The organism is Kineococcus rubinsiae, from assembly GCF_011839805.1.
Lineage (GTDB): Bacteria > Actinomycetota > Actinomycetes > Actinomycetales > Kineococcaceae > Kineococcus > Kineococcus rubinsiae.
Map to the genome: position 1 here is coordinate 1 of NZ_VWPY01000062.1, position 16,798 is coordinate 16,798.

The window sequence follows — 16,798 nt, forward strand, 5'->3', positions numbered from 1 at the left end:
GGTGGAGATCATCAAGGAGATGACCGGGGGCTACGGCGCCGACGTGTACATCGAGGGCACCGGTCACCCCTCGGCGGTGTCGCAGGGGCTGAACCTGCTGCGCAAGCAGGGCACCTACGTCGAGTACAGCGTGTTCAAGGACCCGGTGAGCGTGGACTGGTCGATCATCAGCGACGACAAGGAGCTCAACGTCCTGGGCGCGCACCTGGGGCAGAACACGTGGCCCGCGGCGCTGCGGATGATCGCCTCGGGGCGTCTTCCGCTGGACGAGATCTGCTCGCACCAGCTGCCGCTGGAGGACTTCCAGAAGGGGCTGGACCTGGTGGCCGACAGCGCGAACTCGGTGAAGGTCTCCCTCCTGCCCTGACCGCGCCGGGCCGCCGACGGCCCCGGTGCCCGATCCACCCTCCCGACGACACGACGGAACCCCGCGGAACGACCGGCCCGGTCGCTCCGGCGGTCCGTCATGCCCTCTCCCCCCACCACGACGTGCAACGGAGCGCACCATGAGCGAGCAGTCCCGTCCCCTGCCCCTGAGCCGCCGGACCGCCCTGGCGGCCCTCGGCGGCGCAGCGGCCGTCCCCCTCCTGGCGTCCTGCGGCGTCGGCACCGGCGGTGGCGGTGGTGACGCCAGCGCCACCGCCAACGGCGCCGAGGCCGTCACCGGGTCCTTCGACTGGAAGGCGCTGAAGGGGGAGAGCATCAAGATCCTCCAGACGCCGCACCCCTACCAGCAGGCGTTCCAGCCGCTGCTGAAGGAGTTCACCGAGCTCACCGGCATCGAGGTGCAGGCCGACCTCGTGGCCGAGGCCGACTACTTCACGAAGCTGAACACCGAGCTGGCCGGCAAGACCGGTGCCCACGACGTCTTCATGACCGGCGCCTACTTCATCTGGCAGTACGGCCCCCCCGGCTGGATGGAGGACCTCAAGCCCTGGATCGAGAACTCCTCGGCCACGAGCGACGAGTACGACTTCGAGGACATCTACGAGGGCCTGCGCACCTCCACGCGCTGGGACTTCGAGAAGGGCAGCGCGCTCGGCACCGGTGGCCAGTGGGCCATCCCGTGGGGCTTCGAGACCAACGTCGTCGCCTACAACAAGCGCGTCTTCGACGCCAAGGGCATCGCGCTGCCGGAGACCTTCGACGACTTCGTCCAGGTCGCCACCGACCTCACCGACCGCGCGAACAACCAGTACGGCGTGGCCTTCCGCGGCTCGAAGTCGTGGGCGACCATCCACCCCGGCTTCATGACCCAGTTCACCCGCGAGGGCGGCAAGGACTACACCGCCGAGGGCACCACGTACACGGCGGCCATGAACTCCGACGCCGCCGTCGAGTTCACCCGCAAGTGGGTGGACCTCGCCAAGAACGCCGGCCCGACGTCGTGGACGACCTACGACTACCCGCAGTGCACGGGCGACCTGGGCAACGGCAACGCGATGATGGTCTACGACGCGGACAGCGCGACGTACCCGAAGAACAAGCCCGGCGCCAGCAAGGAGGCCGGGAACATCGCCTGGTACCCCGGCCCCGCCGGTCCCGACGGCAGCTACGCCACCAACCTGTGGACCTGGTCGCTGGCCATGAACGCGGCGTCGAAGAAGAAGCAGGCCGCCTGGCTGTTCATCCAATGGGCCACCGGCAAGGAGGCCATGAACAAGGCGACCTCCTCGACCTTCGCCGACCCCACCCGCGCCTCGGTCTTCGACGGCTCCTTCAAGCAGACCCTGGGCGCCTTCCCCGGCTACCTGGAGACCTTCGAGAAGGTCATCGACTCCACGAAGATCCAGTTCACGCCGCAGACCAAGTTCTTCGAGACCACCGAGGACTGGGCCGTGGCGCTGCAGGACATCTACTCCGGTGCCGACGCCAAGTCCCGCCTCGACGACCTGGCCAAGGCGAACACGACGAAGATCAACGCCTGATGACCACCACCGTCGGGGGCCGCCGGCCCACGGAGGAGACACCACCGGGCGGGGCCCGCGCCGGGGCCCCGCCCCGGATCCCGGAGTGGCGCCGCAAGGCGCGGCCCTACCTGCTGTCGGTCCCGGCCGTCCTGCTGATCATCGGCATCCTGTACGCCTTCTTCTACGGCGTCTACTACACGGTGCTCGACTACGCCGCCACGAACCCCAACCCGGTGTTCGTGGGCGTCGCCAACTACCGCGAGGTGCTCGGCGACCCGCTGTTCTGGCGCAGCGCGGGCACGACCCTGCTGTACGCGGTGATGGCGACGGGCGCCGAGACGGTGCTCGGCGTCGCCATCGCGCTGCTGCTCAACCGCTCGAGCCTCATCGGCAAGACCTTCGAGCGGCTGCTCATCCTGCCGCTGATGATCGCCCCGGTCATCGCGGGCGTGATCTGGAAGCTCATGTTCAACCCGCAGTTCGGTGTGCTCAACCACGTCTTCGGGCTCGGGTCGACGTTCGACTGGCTGAGCAAGGACCGGGCGCTCTTCTCGGTCGTGCTGGTCGACATCTGGATCTACACGCCGTTCGTGGCGATCCTCGTGCTCGCCGGCATCCGTTCGCTGCCGCAGGAGCCCTTCGAGGCCTCCGACGTCGACGGCGCCGGCTGGTTCTACATGTTCCGCCGGCTCATGCTGCCGATGATGTGGCCCTACATCCTGGTGGCCGTCATCTTCCGCTTCATGGACTGCCTGAAGGTCTTCGACTCCGTCTACGTGCTGACCCAGGGCGGGCCCGGCGTGACCACGACGACGCTGCAGATCAGCGCCTTCGAGGACTCCATCACCAACCTCAACTACTCCCGCGGCAGCACCTACATGTTCCTGCTGTGGATCATCGTGTTCATCACGGCCCGCTACCTCGTCGGGGTGCTGGGCAAGGCGCAGCGCCGTGCTGCCGGGGCGGGGGTGTGACGTGGCGAAGGAGATGAAGCCCGGCCAGAAGCGCGTCACGGCGGGATCGGTCGTGGCCGACGTCATGATCCTCGCGTGGTTCGTGTTCTCCCTGTTCCCGCTGCTGTGGATGCTCCTGCTCGCGCTGAAGAACGACGCCGACCAGACGTCGACCTACTTCGCGTTCAGCCCCACGTTCGAGAACTTCGTCACCGTGCTGTCGCAGCGCGGGCAGGACCTCACCAGCGTCAACTTCGGGCAGGCGATGCTCACGAGCGTCATCAACTGCGTGGGGGCCGTCCTGGTGTCCCTCGTGGTCGGCGTGCCCGCCGCCTATGCGGCCGGCCGGTGGAAGTACCGCGGGTCCGAGGACCTCATGTTCCAGATGCTGTCCTTCCGCTTCGCCCCCGAGCTCATGGTCATCGTCCCGCTGTTCGTCATCTACAACACCCTGGGGATCTTCGACACGAAGGTCGGCATGGTGTGGGTGCTGCAGCTGGTGACCATGCCGCTGGTGGTGTGGATCCTGCGGTCGTACTTCCAGGACCTCTCCCCGGAGCTGGAGCAGGCGGCCCTGCTGGACGGCTACACCCGCATCCGGGCCTTCCTCACGGTGGCGCTGCCGCTCGTGCGGCCCGGGATCGCGGCGTCGGCCCTGCTGGCGTTCATCTTCGCCTGGAACAACTACGTCTTCCCGCTGATCCTCACGGACTCCGCGGCGACCACCGTCACGGTGGCCGTCACGAAGTACCTCGGCGGCGGCGGACAGGCGTACTACAACCTCACCGCGGCGGCGGCGCTCCTGGGCGCCCTCCCGCCGCTCGTCCTCGCCCTGACCATCCAGCGGTACCTGGTCCGGGGCCTGTCGTTCGGGGCGGTGAAGGCCTGATGGCCACCGTGGAACTGCTCGGCCTGTCCAAGGCGTACGGCGACGTGGAGGCGGTGGCCGACCTCGAGCTCTCCATCGGCGACGGCGAGTTCTTCGTCGTCCTCGGCCCCTCGGGGGCGGGGAAGACGACGACGCTGAAGAGCGTCGCCGGCCTCGTCGAGGTCGACCGCGGCGACGTCGTCATCGCGGGCCGCTCGATGCGGGGCGTCGAGCCCTACCACCGCAACGTCGCCATGGCGTTCGAGAGCTACGCGCTCTACCCGCAGAAGACGGTGTTCGAGAACCTCGCCTCGCCGCTGCGCTCGGGGCGCACGGGGCGGTACTCGGCGAGCGACCAGCAGCAGCGCATCGACGCGGTCACGACGACGCTGGGCATCAACCACCTGCTCAAGCGCTTCCCGCGCGAGCTGTCCAACGGCCAGCGCCAGCGGGTCGCGCTCGGCCGGGTGCTCGTGCGCCCGGCCGACGTCTACCTGCTCGACGAGCCGCTGTCGCACCTGGACGCCAAGCTGCGCGCCCAGATGCGGGCCGAGCTGAAGCAGCTCGGGGAGATGTCGAACACCACGTCCCTGTACGTCACGCACGACTACCAGGAGGCCCTCGCGCTGGGGGACCGGATCGCCGTCCTGCGCCACGGCCGCCTCGTCCAGGTCGGCACGCCGCACGAGATCTGGCGCACGCCGGTGGACTCCTTCGTCGCGAAGGCCCTCGGGCAGCCGGAGATCAACATCGTCGACGCCGAGGTGGCCGACGGCCGCCTGCGCGCCGCGGGCGGGGCGATCGACCTCCCGGCGCCGCAGCACCTCGACCTCGCCGGGGGCCGGGCGCGCCTCGGCTTCCGGCCGCGCGACCTCGGGCTGGTGCGGGCGGGGGCGACGGCCCCCGCGGGCGACGTCGTCCTGCGGGGCCGGGTCGGCCTCGCCGAGCGCCTCGGCCGTCTCATGGAGTTCTCCGTCGACGTCGGCGGGACCGACGTCATCGTCGTCGCCGACAGCGACGCCGGTGCGCGGGAGGGCGACGTCGTCGACCTGCACGTCCCGCTGACCGACGTGCACGTCTTCGCCGCCGGCCCGGCCGAGGAGGACACCCTCCGCCTCGGCGGTGCGGCGGTCCGCGAACCCGCCCAGGAGCGCTCGTGACCACGACCACCACCGCCACGACGACCGCCAAGAGCCTCGTCCTGCGCGAGCTGCACAAGAACTACGTCGCCCGCGGGCGGGAGTCGTTCCACGCCGTCAAGGGCATCGACCTCGACATCCGCCCCGGCGAGCTCGTGGCCCTGCTCGGGCCGTCGGGGTGCGGCAAGACGACCACCCTGCGGATGATCGCGGGGCTGGAGACCGTCACCTCCGGCGACATCCGGATCGGCGACCGCTCGATCGCCGACCTGCCGCCGGGGCGCCGGGACATCGGCGTCGGGTTCGAGAGCTACGCGCTCTACCCGCCGCTGAACGTCCGGGAGAACCTGGCGTACGGGCTGAAGGCGCGCGGCGCGAAGGACGCCGACGCGCGGGTGCGGGCCATGGCGGAGCGGCTGGAGATGACGGAGCTGCTCGACCTGCGCCCCGCCGCGCTCTCCAGCGGCCAGAAGCAGCGGGTCGCCCTCGCGCGGGCCCTCATCCGCAACCCCCCGGTGCTGCTGCTCGACGAGCCGCTGTCGCACCTCGACGCCGCGCAGCGCCAGCGGGTGCGGCGCGAGCTGAAGGTGCTGCAGCGCGAGTTCGGGTACACGACCATCGTCATCACCCACGACCAGCTCGAGGCGCTCAGCCTCGCGGACCGGCTGGCCGTGATGGACGCCGGCGTCATCCAGCAGTTCGGCACGGCGGACGAGATCTTCGACGACCCCGCCAACCTCTTCGTCGCCGACTTCGTCGGGGAGCCGAAGATCAACCTGCTGGAGGGCGTGGTCGACGAGGACGGCACCGTGCGCGTCGGCCGCGACGGGCGGCTGCGCAGCTCCGCGCGGTCCACCCGGCCGGGGCAGTCGGTGACCGTCGGGCTGCGCCCGCAGGACAGCCACCTCGCCGCCGAGGGCGAGCCCTCGGTCCCCGCGGAGGTCGTCGTGTTCGAGGACCTGCTGGAGTTCGGGCTCGGCACCGTCCGCGTCGAGGGCCTGGACTCCTCGATCGTCGTCCAGACCCCCGCCGACGTGCGGTGGCGGCGCGGCGACGTCGTCCGCCTGGCCGCCCCGCCGCAGCGCGTGTACCTGTTCGACCCCGAGGGGGGTGCGCGGGTCCGCTGACCCGGCGCCACCGACGACGACGGCCGGGAGACCCGCGGGTCTCCCGGCCGTCGTCGTGCCCGGGTGCGCTCAGCAGCCCACCGACGGCCCGCCCTCAGTCCGCCGTGCCGACGTGCTTCGCGAGCCACCGGTTCAGGCGCGTCAGCGAGCGCCACGTCGTGGTGACGACCTCGAGGCACTCGGGGGAGTCCAGCCACGGCCCGGCGGGCCGGGTGCGGCTCACGGCGAGGTTGCGCAGGCGCAGCAGGTCCAGGCGCGGGTGGTCGCGGTCCCACCCGCGCGGTGCGGTCTTCAGCTCGTCGCCGTCGAGCTCCAGCCCCTCCCGCGCGAGCCAGCAGCAGCCCGTCCAGGCCGAGCTGCAGGTAGAGGCTGCCGGCGCCCTCCCGGCCCTCCGCGGCGAGGCTGGCGTGCAGCTGGTACGGGTTCTTGTCCTTGCGGAAGCGCACGTCGCGGAAGGGCCGGAACACCTTCACCTCGCCGAACTCGTCCTCGAGGTGCTCGGCCAGCGCCGCCATCGGCGCCGCGACCTCCCGGTCGTAGACGTCGCGGTGCGCCTGCCACCACGCCTTCGTGGTCTCGGCCTGCAGGCCCTCGTAGAACTCCAGGGCCTCCTCGCGGAAACCCGTGAAGAGGCCGTCGGCCGTGTGCTCGACCATGGGGGTCCGCCTCCCGGCGCTGTCGGTGGTGCCCGTCCGTCGGGTCGCCCCGCGCCCGGGCAGCATCACCCGGCGCCGGGCCCGCGCGCCAGTCGCCCCGTGCGCCGCCGGCTGCTCCGTCCGGGTGGTGCCCCACCAGTCCGGCGCCTGCGCGGCCGAGGACGAGGTGTGAGCCTGCTGTCGTCGACGCCCGCCGCGACGCCCGCCGGGGTGCCGTCCGCGGGAGTCCCCGCCGGCGACGCCCCGGCGGCGCAGGCCCCGGCCGCCCCGCCGCCCGTGACCGACGAGCGGTGGCGGGCCGCCCTGCACGCCGTGCTGCGCCGCCCCGAGCTGCTGGCCCTGCACGCGCAGCCGATCGCGGAGCTGACGACGGGCGCCGTCGCCGGGTACGAGGCGCTGTCCCGCTTCGACGGCTCCCGCATCACCGCGGCCCCGGACCGCTGGTTCGCCGCCGCGGAGCACTGGGGCGTCAACGCGGAGCTGCAGTCGCGCGTGCTCGGGCTGGGCCTGCTGATGCGCAGCGCCCTGCCGGCCGACACGTTCCTCACGGTCAACGTGGACCCGCACCTGCTCACCGACGAGCGGGTCAGCGGCGTGCTGCTGGAGCAGGCGGACCTCTCGCGGCTCGTGCTGGAGCTGACCGAGCACACCCTCGCCCAGGACCCCGTCCAGCTCACGGCGGTGCTCGACGCGCTGCGCTCGCGCGGGGCGATGATCGCGATGGACGACGCGGGCACGGGGTACGCGGGCCTGTCGCAGCTGCTCGCCCTGCGCCCCGACATCGTCAAGCTCGACCGGGAGCTCATCAGCGGCATCGACGCCGACCCGGTCCGGCGGGCGCTGGCCGAGGTGCTCGGCGACCTGGTGGGGCGCATGGACGGGTGGGTCCTCGCGGAGGGCATCGAGACCACGGGGGAGCTCGACGCCGTCGTCTCCCTCGGGCTCGCCCTCGGGCAGGGCTGGGCGCTGGCCCGGCCGTCGTCGCAGCTGCTGACGGACCTCGACGACGCCGTCGTGGGGCGCATCCGCGCGGGCGCCGGGCGCCACCGGTTCACCGAGGCCGTCATCAGCATCGTGCGCGACACCCGCACCGGCAGCGACCCCGCGGCGTGCGAGGTCCTGCTCGGCGACGACGGCCGCGTCCGCGCCGTGCGCTGGGGCGGGACGTCGCCGCAGGACCCGGTGCGCTGGTCGCCCGCCCTCGTGGTCGCCCCCTCCGCGTCCCTGCCCGAGGTCGCGCGGCGCGCCGCCACCCGGCACGCCTCCGACGTCACGGCGCCCCTGGTGTGCACCGACGGCCAGGGGGCCGTCGTGGGGATCGTCACCCACGCGGACCTGCTGCTCGCACTCGCGCGCTCAAGCTGAGGGCCCGCCGGCCCGAAGACCGGAGGACGGGTGAGCAGACACCCGCAGAAGCACCGCTCCACCGAGGAGAACCGTGAAGAAGTTCCGCTGCGGGGACGTCGTCCCCGGCTGCTCCCGCGCCTTCGTCGGGTCCCAGGACGAGATCCTGCTGGCCGTGCGCGCCCACGCCCGCGAGGACCACGGCCTGGCCGAGGTCCCCGGCTCGGTCCTCGACGCGGTGCGGGGCGCGATGGTCGACGCCTGAGCCCCGCCCGGGCGGTGGACCCGCCCGCGGTGAACGCCGGGTGAACTGCTCACGAGCAAGCGGACGAGCTCTTCCGCTTGCGGCGGGCAGGGCCCACGCTGCAGCTCGTGGAGACAGCAACCGTCATCCTCGTGCTCGTCGTGGTGGTCGCGCTCTCGTTCGACTTCACCAACGGCTTCCACGACACCGCCAACGCGATGGCCACGTCCATCGCCACCCACGCGCTCCCGCCCAAGGTCGCGGTGGCGCTGTCCGGGGTCCTCAACCTCGTCGGCGCCTTCCTGTCCGTCGAGGTCGCCCTCACCGTCAGCAACGCCGTCGTCAAGATCCAGGCCAAGGACGGCAGCCCGCGCCCCGAGCTCCTCGAGGGCGGCGGCTCGGCGCTGCTGCTCATCGTCCTGGCCGGCCTCGTCGGGGCCATCACCTGGAACCTGCTCACCTGGCTGCTGGGCCTGCCGTCCAGCTCCTCCCACGCCCTGTTCGGCGGCCTCATCGGCTCCACCGTCGCCGGGCTCGGCTGGGCGGGGGTGAACTGGAACGGCGACGGCAGCAAGCTCGACGGCGTCCTCGGCAAGGTCGTCCTGCCGGCGATCGCCTCGCCGATCATCGCGGGGATCGTCGCGGCCCTCGGGACGTGGCTGGTCTACCGCGTCGTCGCCGGCGTCGCCGCGCGCTACACCGACAACGGGTTCCGCTGGGGCCAGATCGGGTCCGCCTCGCTCGTCTCGCTGGCGCACGGCACCAACGACGCGCAGAAGACGATGGGCGTCATCACGCTCGGCCTCATCGCCTCGGGCCACTGGAGCAGCACCGACTCGATCCCGTTCTGGGTGAAGGCGGCGTGCGCCCTGGCCATCGCCTCCGGCACCTTCCTGGGCGGCTGGCGCATCATCCGCACCCTGGGCAAGGGGCTCGTGGAGATCTCCCCGCCGCAGGGCCTGGCCGCCGAGACCGCCTCCGGCGCGATCATCCTGATCTCCAGCCACCTCGGCCTGGCGCTGTCGACCACCCACGTCACCACCGGGTCGGTCCTCGGCACGGGCATCGGCAAGCCCGGAGCCGTGGTGCGCTGGCGGGTCGCCGGCCGCATGGTCGTCGCGTGGGTCATCACGCTGCCGGCCGCCGCCGTGGTCGGGGCGCTGATGTGGTGGATCGCCGACGTGCTCGGCGGCGGGCTGCTCGGCGCCGCGGCCATCTCGCTGCTGCTGCTCCTGTTCAGCGCGGCCGTCGTCGTGCGCTCCCGCAAGGACCCGGTGCACGCCGGCAACGTCAACGACGAGTGGGAGGCGCCGCACCCGCAGCGCGCCTCCGCGACGGTCTGAGGAGACGACGATGGCAAGCACGCTGACCCTGGCGGCCGAGGCGCTCTGGAAGATCCTCGCCGTCGGCCTGGTGCTCGGCGCGGGGATCCCCGTGCTGTTCTCCGCCGGCATCCGCGCGATGGCCTACGGCGCGGGCGGTTCCGCCGAGACCACGGACGCGGGGACCGCCGCCCCGCACCCCCTCGGCCGGGTGGTGGGCGTCGTCTGCTTCGCGGTCGTCCTGCTCGCCGTGGCGCTGGGCCTGACGTTCATCGTCGCGACCGGCTTCGGCAAGGCGCTGAGCTTCGAGCACGTCTACCCGACGCTGGTGGACAAGTGACCGGCGCGCGGGGCACGTCCCGACCCACCTCTGGAGGAACGCCGTGAGCGACCAGGGCACCACCGTCGTCGGCCGCGTCGTCGACTGGCTGCGCGCCGGCTACCCGTCCGGCGTCCCCCGCCAGGACTACGTCGCGCTGCTGGGCCTGCTGCGGCGCAAGCTCACCGACGCGGAGGTGCACCAGATCGCCGGTGAGCTCGTCGGCCTGGCGCAGCAGGGCGAGGTCATCACCACCGCCGACGTCGAGCGGCTCATCAACGACGCGACGCTGGACGCCCCGTCCGAGGCCGACGTCGCCCGGGTCTCCGCCCACCTCGCGGCCGGGGGCTGGCCGCTGGCCACCTACTCGGACCGCTGAAGACCGCACCAACCTGGAACCACCACCCGACGCGCCGCCGGTCCCCCCGGCGGCGCGCTGCTGCACGGAGGAGACACGACGTGGACCTGCTCGCGGAGTCCGGGATGCGGGTGCTGGACGACGAGGACGACCCGGTGCTGGTCCGGGCCGACGGTTCCCCCGTCGACACCTGGCGCGAGGACTACCCCTACGACGAGCGGCTCCCGCGCCAGGACTACGACCTGGAGAAGCGGCTGCTGCAGATCGAGCTGCTGAAGCTGCAGCGCTGGCTCAAGGCCTCCGGCGAGCGGATCGTCGTACTGTGCGAGGGGCGCGACGCGGCCGGCAAGGGCGGCACCATCAAGCGGTTCATGGAGCACCTGAACCCCCGGGGCGCGCGGGTCGTCGCGCTGGAGAAGCCGTCCGAGCGCGAGTCCACGCAGTGGTACTTCCAGCGCTACGTCCAGCACCTGCCCGCGGCGGGGGAGTTCGTCCTCTTCGACCGCTCCTGGTACACGCGGGCCGGTGTCGAGCGCGTCATGGGTTTCGCCACGGCACGCGAGTACGAGCGGTTCATGGACCAGGCGCCGTCCTTCGAGCAGATGCTCGTCGACGACGGCATCCACCTGGTGAAGTTCTGGTTCTCGGTGACGCGCGCGGAGCAGCGCACCCGCTTCGCGATCCGGCAGATCGACCCCGTGCGGCAGTGGAAGCTCTCCCCCATGGACCTGCAGAGCCTCGACCGCTGGGAGGACTACACCGCCGCGAAGGAGGCGATGTTCGAGCGCACCGACACCGCGGCGGCCCCCTGGACGGTGGTGCGCACCAACGACAAGAAGCGGGCGCGCCTGGCCGCCATGCGCCACGTGCTCGCCCGCTTCGACTACGACGACAAGGACTCCGACGTCGTCGGGACCCCCGACCCGCTCCTGGTCGTCGGCGCCCGCACCATCCTCGACGTGGACCGCCGCGCGTCCTGAGGGGGGCGCGGGCGGTGGGCCGGCCGCGCGGGTCAGCTCGCCGGCCGGCGGTCCGTCTCGAGGATCTGCCGCGCGTGCACGACGAGCAGGGGGTCGGGACAGCCGACCACGTCGCCGTCCTTGCCCTCGTAGTCGAAGCGGTTCAGGACGACCCGCATGGCCTCGAGGCGGGCCCGCTTCTTGTCGTTGCTGCGGATGACCGTCCACGGTGCGTAGGGCGTGTCCGTGGTCTCGAACATCGCCTCCTTGGCTGCGGTGTAGTCGTCCCAGCGGTCCAGGCTGGCGACGTCCATGGGCGAGAGCTTCCACTGCCGCACGGGGTCGATCTGGCGGATCGCGAACCGGGTGCGCTGCTCGGCCCGGGTGACGGAGAACCAGAACTTCACGAGGTGGATGCCGTCCTCGACGAGCATCCGCTCGAACAGCGGGGCCTGGTCGACGAAGCGGGAGTACTCGTCGTCGCTGGCGAAACCCATGACCCGCTCGACACCGGCGCGGTTGTACCAGGAGCGGTCGAAGAACACCATCTCCCCGGCGGCCGGCAGGTGCTGGACGTAGCGCTGGAAGTACCACTGGGTGGACTCCCGCTCCGAGGGCTTGCTGAGCGCCACCACGCGCGCGCCGCGCGGGTTCAGGTGCTCCGTGAACCGCTTGATGGTCCCGCCCTTGCCGGCGGCGTCGCGGCCCTCGCAGAGCACGACGAGCCGCTCGCCGGTCGCCTTCGTCCACTTCTGCAGCTTGAGCAGCTCGATCTGCAGCGACCGCTTGACCGGCTCGTAGGCGGAGCGGGCGAGGCGCTCGTCGTAGGGGTAGTCCTCGCGCCACGTGTCGACGGGGGTCCCGTCGGCCCGGACCAGGACGGGCTCGTCCTCGTCGTCGAGGACCCGCAGGCCCTCCTCCTGCACCAGGTCGGTCACCGCGTCCTCCACGGCACCCGAGGCTAGGAGGGCTGCGGGCCGCGCGCCCGTCGATCTCCGTGCGCCGCCGCAGGGCCTGCGGGCCGGCCGGGCGACGGCCTGCGAGTCTCGGGACATGACGCTCTACGCCGACGCAGGTCCCCGCCGGGTCCGGCAGGTCACCGCCGACGTGCTCCTCCTGCTGGCCGTCCTGGGCGCCGTGTGGCTGGGCCGGACCGTGCGGGCCGCCGTCCGCGCCCTGGCCGACCCCGCGCTGGGGTTCGCGTCGGGGGCGTCCGGCCTCGCCGACCGCCTCCGCGACGCCGGCGTGCAGGCCGGGCGGACCCCGCTCGTGGGCGACCGGCTCGCGTCCCCGCTGGACGCGGCCGCCTCCCAGGCCTCGGCGCTGGCCGCCGCGGGCCGCGGGCAGGCCGACGCCGTGCAGGACCTCGCCCGCACGCTGGGCCTCGCCACCGCCCTCGTGCCGATCGTGCTGCTGCTGCTCCTGTGGGGCGTCCCGCGGCTGCGGTGGGTGCGGCGCTCGCAGGCCGGCCGCCGGCTCGCGGGCACCCCGGGCGGGGAGGCCCTGCTGGCGCTGCGGGCGCTGACGACGTCCCCGGACGCCGCGCTGCTCGCCGTGCACCCCGACCCGGCGGCCGCCTGGCGCGCGGGGGACCCCGCGGTGGTGCGGGCGCTGGCCGACCTGCAGCTGCGCAGCCTGGGCGTCTCCCGCGCGAGCGGCGCGGGGCGATAGGTTCGACGCGTGGCGACCGGTTCCGGCATGACGTACGTCCTGGTGGACGGCGAGAACATCGACGCGACCCTGGGGTCCTCGATCCTCGAAGGACGCCCGGCGCCGGAGCAGCGCCCCCGCTGGGAGCGGGTGATGGACTTCGCCCGCACCACCTTCGCCCAGCCGGCCAAGGGCCTGTTCTTCCTCAACGCCTCCAACGGCCACCTGCCGATGTCCTTCGTGCAGGCGCTGCTGGCGCTCGGCTACCAGCCGATCCCGCTGTCCGGCGGACCGGGCGAGAAGGTCGTCGACATCGGCATCCAGCGCACGCTGGAGGCGCTGGTGGGCCGCGACGGCGACGTCCTGCTCGCCAGCCACGACGGGGACTTCCTGCCGCAGGTGGACTCGCTGTTGACCGGCGACCGGCTCGTCGGGCTCGTCGCCTTCCGGGAGTTCGTGAACTCCCAGTACGCGTCGTTCTACGAGCGCGGCCTGAAGGTGTTCGACCTCGAGGACGACGTCCGCGCCTTCAACGTCGTGCTGCCGCGCGTCCGGATCATCCCGCTCGAGTCGTTCGACCCGCTGCGCTACCTCTGAGGTCGGCGGGCGGCCGCCGCGGGACGGCGGCCGCCGCCGCTCAGAACTGCGACGAGGCGCCCGCGGCCGAACGGGGCCCGAACCGTCCGGGCACCACGCCCAGGCGGCCCGTGCGCGTGGCCCAGCGCTCGAAGACGATCGAGCCGAACGGCGGGACGCTCGCGACGAGCCCCAGGAACGTCGTGCTGAGGCTCCAGCGGAAGCGGCGCGCCGCCACGAGGGTGCTCACGACGTAGAGCGTGAAGGCCGCACCGTGGATCGGACCCACCACGGGGACGCCGCCCTCGTGCGCCGTCTCGACGATCCACTTGAGGAACATGGCCACCAGGAGGGCCGTCCAGGAGACGGCCTCGACGACGGCGACGGCGCGGAACCAGCGGGCGACGGCAGACATGCCTCCAGTGTGCGGGGCCGGGCGAGGTGGCCCGGGCCGTGCGCCGTGTGGCCTCCCTCACGGGTGGTCCGTCCTACCGACCGGTCGGCCCCGCGGGGGCTCAGCCGACGAGGCGCAGGGCCTCGTCGCACCAGCCGACGAGGTGGGCGAAGACCAGCCCGCGCTGGCGGTACAGGCGCTCGGCGTCCGCGCTGCGGTGGTAGGCGTGGTGGTCGCCGTCGCCCGCCCGTCCCAGCACCAGGGGCAGCAGCCACGCGTACTTCACGCAGGAGGCGACCATCCCGAGCCGCACGTCGCGCTCGGAGCCCGACCACCCGGCGCGGCGCAGGCCGTCGAGGTGGGCGGCGAAGCAGGCGGCCTCGAGCTCGGGGAGCCGCTCGGCGGGCCAGAACAGGTCCAGGACCGCGTCGGGGAGGTAGTTGCCGAGGTCCTCGCCGACCGCGCCGTCGCCCGCGAACGTCCAGTCCAGCAGGCACAGCTCCCCGTCGGGGCGCCGGATGACGTTGCTGACCCAGGCGTCGAGGTGGCACAGCGTGCGGGGCTGCCCCTCGACGACGCCCAGCAGGTCCTCGCGGTGCGCGAGCAGCCGCGCCCACCCCTCGCGCAGCCCGGCGGGCCAGGTGTCGCGGACCAGCGGGTGCTCCCACGCCGCGTCGTCGTCGACCAGGCCCACGTCACCCGGGCGGCTGGTGGAGTAGTCGCGCAGGAAGCCCCGCGACGCCCACGGCGCGTCGTGCGGCCCCCCGGCCTGCCAGCGCCCGAGCGCCGCGGCCAGGGCGACGTGGTCGGCCAGGGTGAAGTCGACGCCGAGAACCCCCGGGACGTCCTCGAGCCACAGCGTCGTGCCGTCGGCGTGCTCGACCACCTCGGCGGCCGGCAGGGACAGGCCCGTGCCCGCGAGCGAGGCCCGCAACCCGGGGTCGCCGTAGACCTCGGCCTCGCGGTGCCAGTAGTTCCAGCGCCGGGGGTCGGTCGAGGCCGACCAGTGCGCGACGGCCGGCGGCGTGGTCCCGGCGCGCCGCAGCTCCTTGCGGACCCGGGTGCCCCCGGCGTCGTCGTGGACGCGCTCCACGACGACGGTGGTGGGGTTGTCGAGGTTGAAGCGCAGCGTCTCGCGGCGCACGCCTCAGTCCGAGAGCGGCGTGAGGAACTCCGCGCGCACCCCGGTCACGAGCCCGCGGACCCGGTCGAGGAACGCCGCGGTCGCGGGCCGGGCCTCGTGCGCGCGGTGCGCGTCGCGGTCCACGTAGACCTCGTGGAACAACCGCGCGAGCGGGGCGTCGTCGATGCGGTACGGCTCGTACACGAGCGTGCCGGGCTCCTCGGCGAGGATGCCGGGGACCGTCTCGGCCACGAGGGCGTCGAAGGTCGCGGCGGACTCCTCGTCGGTGAGGTCGAAGCGGACGGCGATGGCGAACACGGTTTCCTCCGGGTGGTGGGGTGCGGGTCTGCGGATCAGCTGAACACGGTGCGGTGCCACTCCTTGCGGGCCACCCCGGTGCGGTCGAGCATGACGTGCTTCACGGTCGTGTACTCCTCGAAGGAGTAGGCCGACATGTCCTTGCCGAACCCCGACGCCTTCACGCCGCCGTGCGGCATCTCGCTGACGATCGGGACGTGGTCGTTGATCCAGACGCAGCCCGCCTGGAGCTCCGCGCTGGCCCGCAGGGACCGGTAGACGTTCGTCGTCCAGGCCGACGCCGCGAGGCCGTAGGGCGTGTCGTTGGCGAGGTCGATCCCCTCGTCGTCGGTGTCGAACGGCAGCGCCACGAGCACCGGCCCGAACACCTCCTCCTGCACGACCTCGGAGTCCTGCGCCGCACCGACCAGCAGCGTCGGGCGGTAGAACGCGCCCGCCGAGAGGTCGGTCCCGTCGGCGGCGGTCGCCGGGACGACGCCGCCCGCGAGGGCCTTCGCCCCGGCCGCCACGGCGCGCTCGACGACGGCGGCCACGCGGTCCCGCTGGCGGTGGTGGATCAGCGGTCCGAGGTCGGTGGTGGAGTCGGTGGGCAGGCCGACCCGCACGCCGTCCATCAGCTCGGCGACCCGCGCGACGAACGCGTCGAACAGCGGCCGCTGCACGTAGGCGCGGGTGGCGGCGGTGCAGTCCTGGCCGGTGTTGATGAGGCTGCCAGCGACGGCGCCCTGCGCGGCGGCCTCGAGGTCCGCGTCGTCGAAGACGACGAACGGGGCCTTGCCGCCGAGTTCCAGGTGCACGCGGGAACCCGTGCGGGCGGCGATCTCCATCACCCGCCGGCCCACCGCGGTCGAGCCCGTGAACGACGACATCACCACGCGCGGGTCGCCCACGAGGGCCTCGCCGGCCACGGGGCCCGTGCCGGTGACGACGTTGAACACCCCGTCCGGCAGGCCGGCCGCCGTGAACACCTCGGCGAGCAGCAGCGCGGTCAGCGGGGTGTTCTCCGCGGGCTTCAGCACGATGGTGTTCCCCGCGGCGATCGCGGGCAGCACCTTCCAGGCGGCCATCTGCAGCGGGTAGTTCCACGGCGCGATCGACCCGACGACGCCGAGGGGTTCGCGCCGCACGTAGGAGGTGTGGTCGCCGCTGTACTCCGCGGCCGCCTTGCCCTCCAGGTGGCGGGCGGCGCCCGCGAAGAACACGACGTTGTCGATGCTGCCGGGGACGTCGAACTCGCGCGCCAGGCGCAGCGGCTTGCCGGTCTGCGCGCTCTCGGCGGTGACGAACTCCTCGGCCCGCTCCTGCATCAGCACCGCGGCCCGCGCCAGCACCTCGCCGCGCGCCGCGGGGGTCGTGCGCGCCCACCCGCGGAAGGCCGCCGCGGCCGAGGTCACGGCGTCGGCCACGTCCTCGGCGGTGGCGGCCGTGCCGGTGGTGACGACGGCGCCCGTCGCGGGGTCGAGGACCTCGAGCACCTCACCGCGCCCGGCCCGGCGGGTTCCGTCGACGTGCTGCAGGTGCTCCACGGGCCGACCCTA

20 protein-coding genes and 1 pseudogene are annotated in these 16,798 nt (G+C 73.0%); 14 read left to right on the forward strand and 7 right to left on the reverse strand.

The window, feature by feature from the left end:
* From F1544_RS20005 to F1544_RS20030, 6 genes are all read left to right on the forward strand, one after another.
* On the forward strand, positions 1-367 hold a 367-nt coding region (locus F1544_RS20005), incomplete at its 5' end, for a zinc-binding dehydrogenase (RefSeq protein WP_167587971.1).
* 139 nt (positions 368-506) lie between these two features.
* A complete protein-coding gene (locus F1544_RS20010) occupies positions 507-1,928 on the forward strand; it encodes an ABC transporter substrate-binding protein (RefSeq protein ID WP_167587972.1) in 1,422 nt (473 codons plus the stop codon).
* Complete coding sequence (locus F1544_RS20015; protein ID WP_167587973.1) at positions 1,928-2,884, forward strand: carbohydrate ABC transporter permease; 957 nt, start codon at positions 1,928-1,930, stop codon at positions 2,882-2,884. Before F1544_RS20010 ends, F1544_RS20015 begins: the two co-directional genes overlap by 1 nt.
* 13 nt (positions 2,885-2,897) lie before the next feature.
* Positions 2,898-3,752, forward strand: coding sequence for a carbohydrate ABC transporter permease (locus tag F1544_RS20020; protein ID WP_167587994.1), 855 nt, complete (start codon positions 2,898-2,900; stop codon positions 3,750-3,752).
* Positions 3,752-4,891, forward strand: coding sequence for an ABC transporter ATP-binding protein (locus F1544_RS20025; RefSeq protein ID WP_167587974.1), 1,140 nt, complete (start codon positions 3,752-3,754; stop codon positions 4,889-4,891). Before F1544_RS20020 ends, F1544_RS20025 begins: the two co-directional genes overlap by 1 nt.
* Positions 4,888-5,997 (forward strand): ABC transporter ATP-binding protein, encoded by a 1,110-nt coding sequence (locus F1544_RS20030; RefSeq protein ID WP_167587975.1) that lies wholly within the window; start codon positions 4,888-4,890, stop codon positions 5,995-5,997. The genes F1544_RS20025 and F1544_RS20030 overlap by 4 nt, the downstream gene beginning before the upstream one ends.
* Before the next feature lie 94 nt (positions 5,998-6,091).
* Here F1544_RS20030 and F1544_RS25595 read toward each other — a convergent pair whose 3' ends face one another.
* Positions 6,092-6,313 (reverse strand): DUF2461 family protein, encoded by a 222-nt coding sequence (locus F1544_RS25595; protein ID WP_208972269.1) that lies wholly within the window; start codon positions 6,311-6,313, stop codon positions 6,092-6,094.
* 73 nt (positions 6,314-6,386) lie between these two features.
* Positions 6,387-6,719 (reverse strand): annotated as a pseudogene (locus tag F1544_RS26880) (DUF2461 family protein); the annotation flags it as partial.
* A gap of 102 nt (positions 6,720-6,821) precedes the next feature.
* On the opposite strand from F1544_RS26880, the gene F1544_RS20040 reads away from it, so the two are divergent.
* The 6 genes from F1544_RS20040 to ppk2 (F1544_RS20065) all read left to right on the forward strand — a co-directional run bounded on the left by F1544_RS20040 (position 6,822) and on the right by ppk2 (F1544_RS20065) (position 11,220).
* Complete coding sequence (locus F1544_RS20040) at positions 6,822-8,018, forward strand: EAL domain-containing protein (RefSeq protein ID WP_167587976.1); 1,197 nt, start codon at positions 6,822-6,824, stop codon at positions 8,016-8,018.
* 73 nt (positions 8,019-8,091) lie between these two features.
* Entirely contained in the window at positions 8,092-8,262 is a 171-nt protein-coding gene (locus F1544_RS24925; protein WP_167587977.1) for a DUF1059 domain-containing protein, read from the forward strand.
* A 107-nt stretch (positions 8,263-8,369) separates the two neighbouring features.
* Positions 8,370-9,584, forward strand: coding sequence for an inorganic phosphate transporter (locus F1544_RS20050; RefSeq protein ID WP_167587978.1), 1,215 nt, complete (start codon positions 8,370-8,372; stop codon positions 9,582-9,584).
* Between the two features lie 10 nt (positions 9,585-9,594).
* Positions 9,595-9,903 carry a hypothetical protein gene (locus F1544_RS20055; RefSeq protein ID WP_167587979.1) on the forward strand — a complete coding sequence of 103 codons (309 nt, stop codon included), beginning with the start codon at positions 9,595-9,597 and terminating at the stop codon, positions 9,901-9,903.
* A 43-nt stretch (positions 9,904-9,946) separates the two neighbouring features.
* A complete protein-coding gene (locus tag F1544_RS20060; protein ID WP_167587980.1) occupies positions 9,947-10,261 on the forward strand; it encodes a DUF3349 domain-containing protein in 315 nt (104 codons plus the stop codon).
* Between the two features lie 104 nt (positions 10,262-10,365).
* Positions 10,366-11,220, forward strand: a complete 855-nt coding sequence (ppk2, locus tag F1544_RS20065; protein WP_167587995.1) for a polyphosphate kinase 2 — start codon at positions 10,366-10,368, stop codon at positions 11,218-11,220.
* A gap of 32 nt (positions 11,221-11,252) precedes the next feature.
* Here the strand turns inward: ppk2 (F1544_RS20065) and ppk2 (F1544_RS20070) are convergent, their stop codons facing one another.
* The gene (ppk2, locus tag F1544_RS20070) at positions 11,253-12,149 is read right to left on the reverse strand and encodes a polyphosphate kinase 2 (RefSeq protein ID WP_308470216.1); all 897 of its coding nucleotides are present in this window, start codon (positions 12,147-12,149) and stop codon (positions 11,253-11,255) included.
* 103 nt (positions 12,150-12,252) lie between these two features.
* Here ppk2 (F1544_RS20070) and F1544_RS20075 point away from each other — a divergent pair, with 103 nt between their 5' ends.
* Together F1544_RS20075 and F1544_RS20080 are read left to right on the forward strand one after the other, a co-directional pair.
* Positions 12,253-12,870, forward strand: coding sequence for a hypothetical protein (locus F1544_RS20075; protein ID WP_167587981.1), 618 nt, complete (start codon positions 12,253-12,255; stop codon positions 12,868-12,870).
* 27 nt (positions 12,871-12,897) lie between these two features.
* A complete protein-coding gene (locus tag F1544_RS20080; protein ID WP_167587997.1) occupies positions 12,898-13,446 on the forward strand; it encodes an NYN domain-containing protein in 549 nt (182 codons plus the stop codon).
* A 40-nt stretch (positions 13,447-13,486) separates the two neighbouring features.
* On the opposite strand, the gene F1544_RS20085 is transcribed toward F1544_RS20080, so the two are convergent.
* The 4 genes from F1544_RS20085 to F1544_RS20100 all read right to left on the reverse strand — a co-directional run bounded on the left by F1544_RS20085 (position 13,487) and on the right by F1544_RS20100 (position 16,786).
* Positions 13,487-13,840: a DUF3817 domain-containing protein gene (locus F1544_RS20085; RefSeq protein ID WP_167587982.1), complete on the reverse strand. Its 354-nt coding sequence runs from the start codon at positions 13,838-13,840 to the stop codon at positions 13,487-13,489.
* 100 nt (positions 13,841-13,940) lie between these two features.
* Positions 13,941-14,963, reverse strand: a complete 1,023-nt coding sequence (locus F1544_RS20090) for an aminoglycoside phosphotransferase family protein (RefSeq protein ID WP_167587983.1) — start codon at positions 14,961-14,963, stop codon at positions 13,941-13,943.
* A 3-nt stretch (positions 14,964-14,966) separates the two neighbouring features.
* Positions 14,967-15,260, reverse strand: coding sequence for a putative quinol monooxygenase (locus F1544_RS20095; protein WP_167587984.1), 294 nt, complete (start codon positions 15,258-15,260; stop codon positions 14,967-14,969).
* Positions 15,261-15,295: 35 nt separating this feature from the next.
* Positions 15,296-16,786: a gamma-aminobutyraldehyde dehydrogenase gene (locus tag F1544_RS20100; protein WP_167587985.1), complete on the reverse strand. Its 1,491-nt coding sequence runs from the start codon at positions 16,784-16,786 to the stop codon at positions 15,296-15,298.
* Between the last annotated feature and the right edge of the window lie 12 nt (positions 16,787-16,798).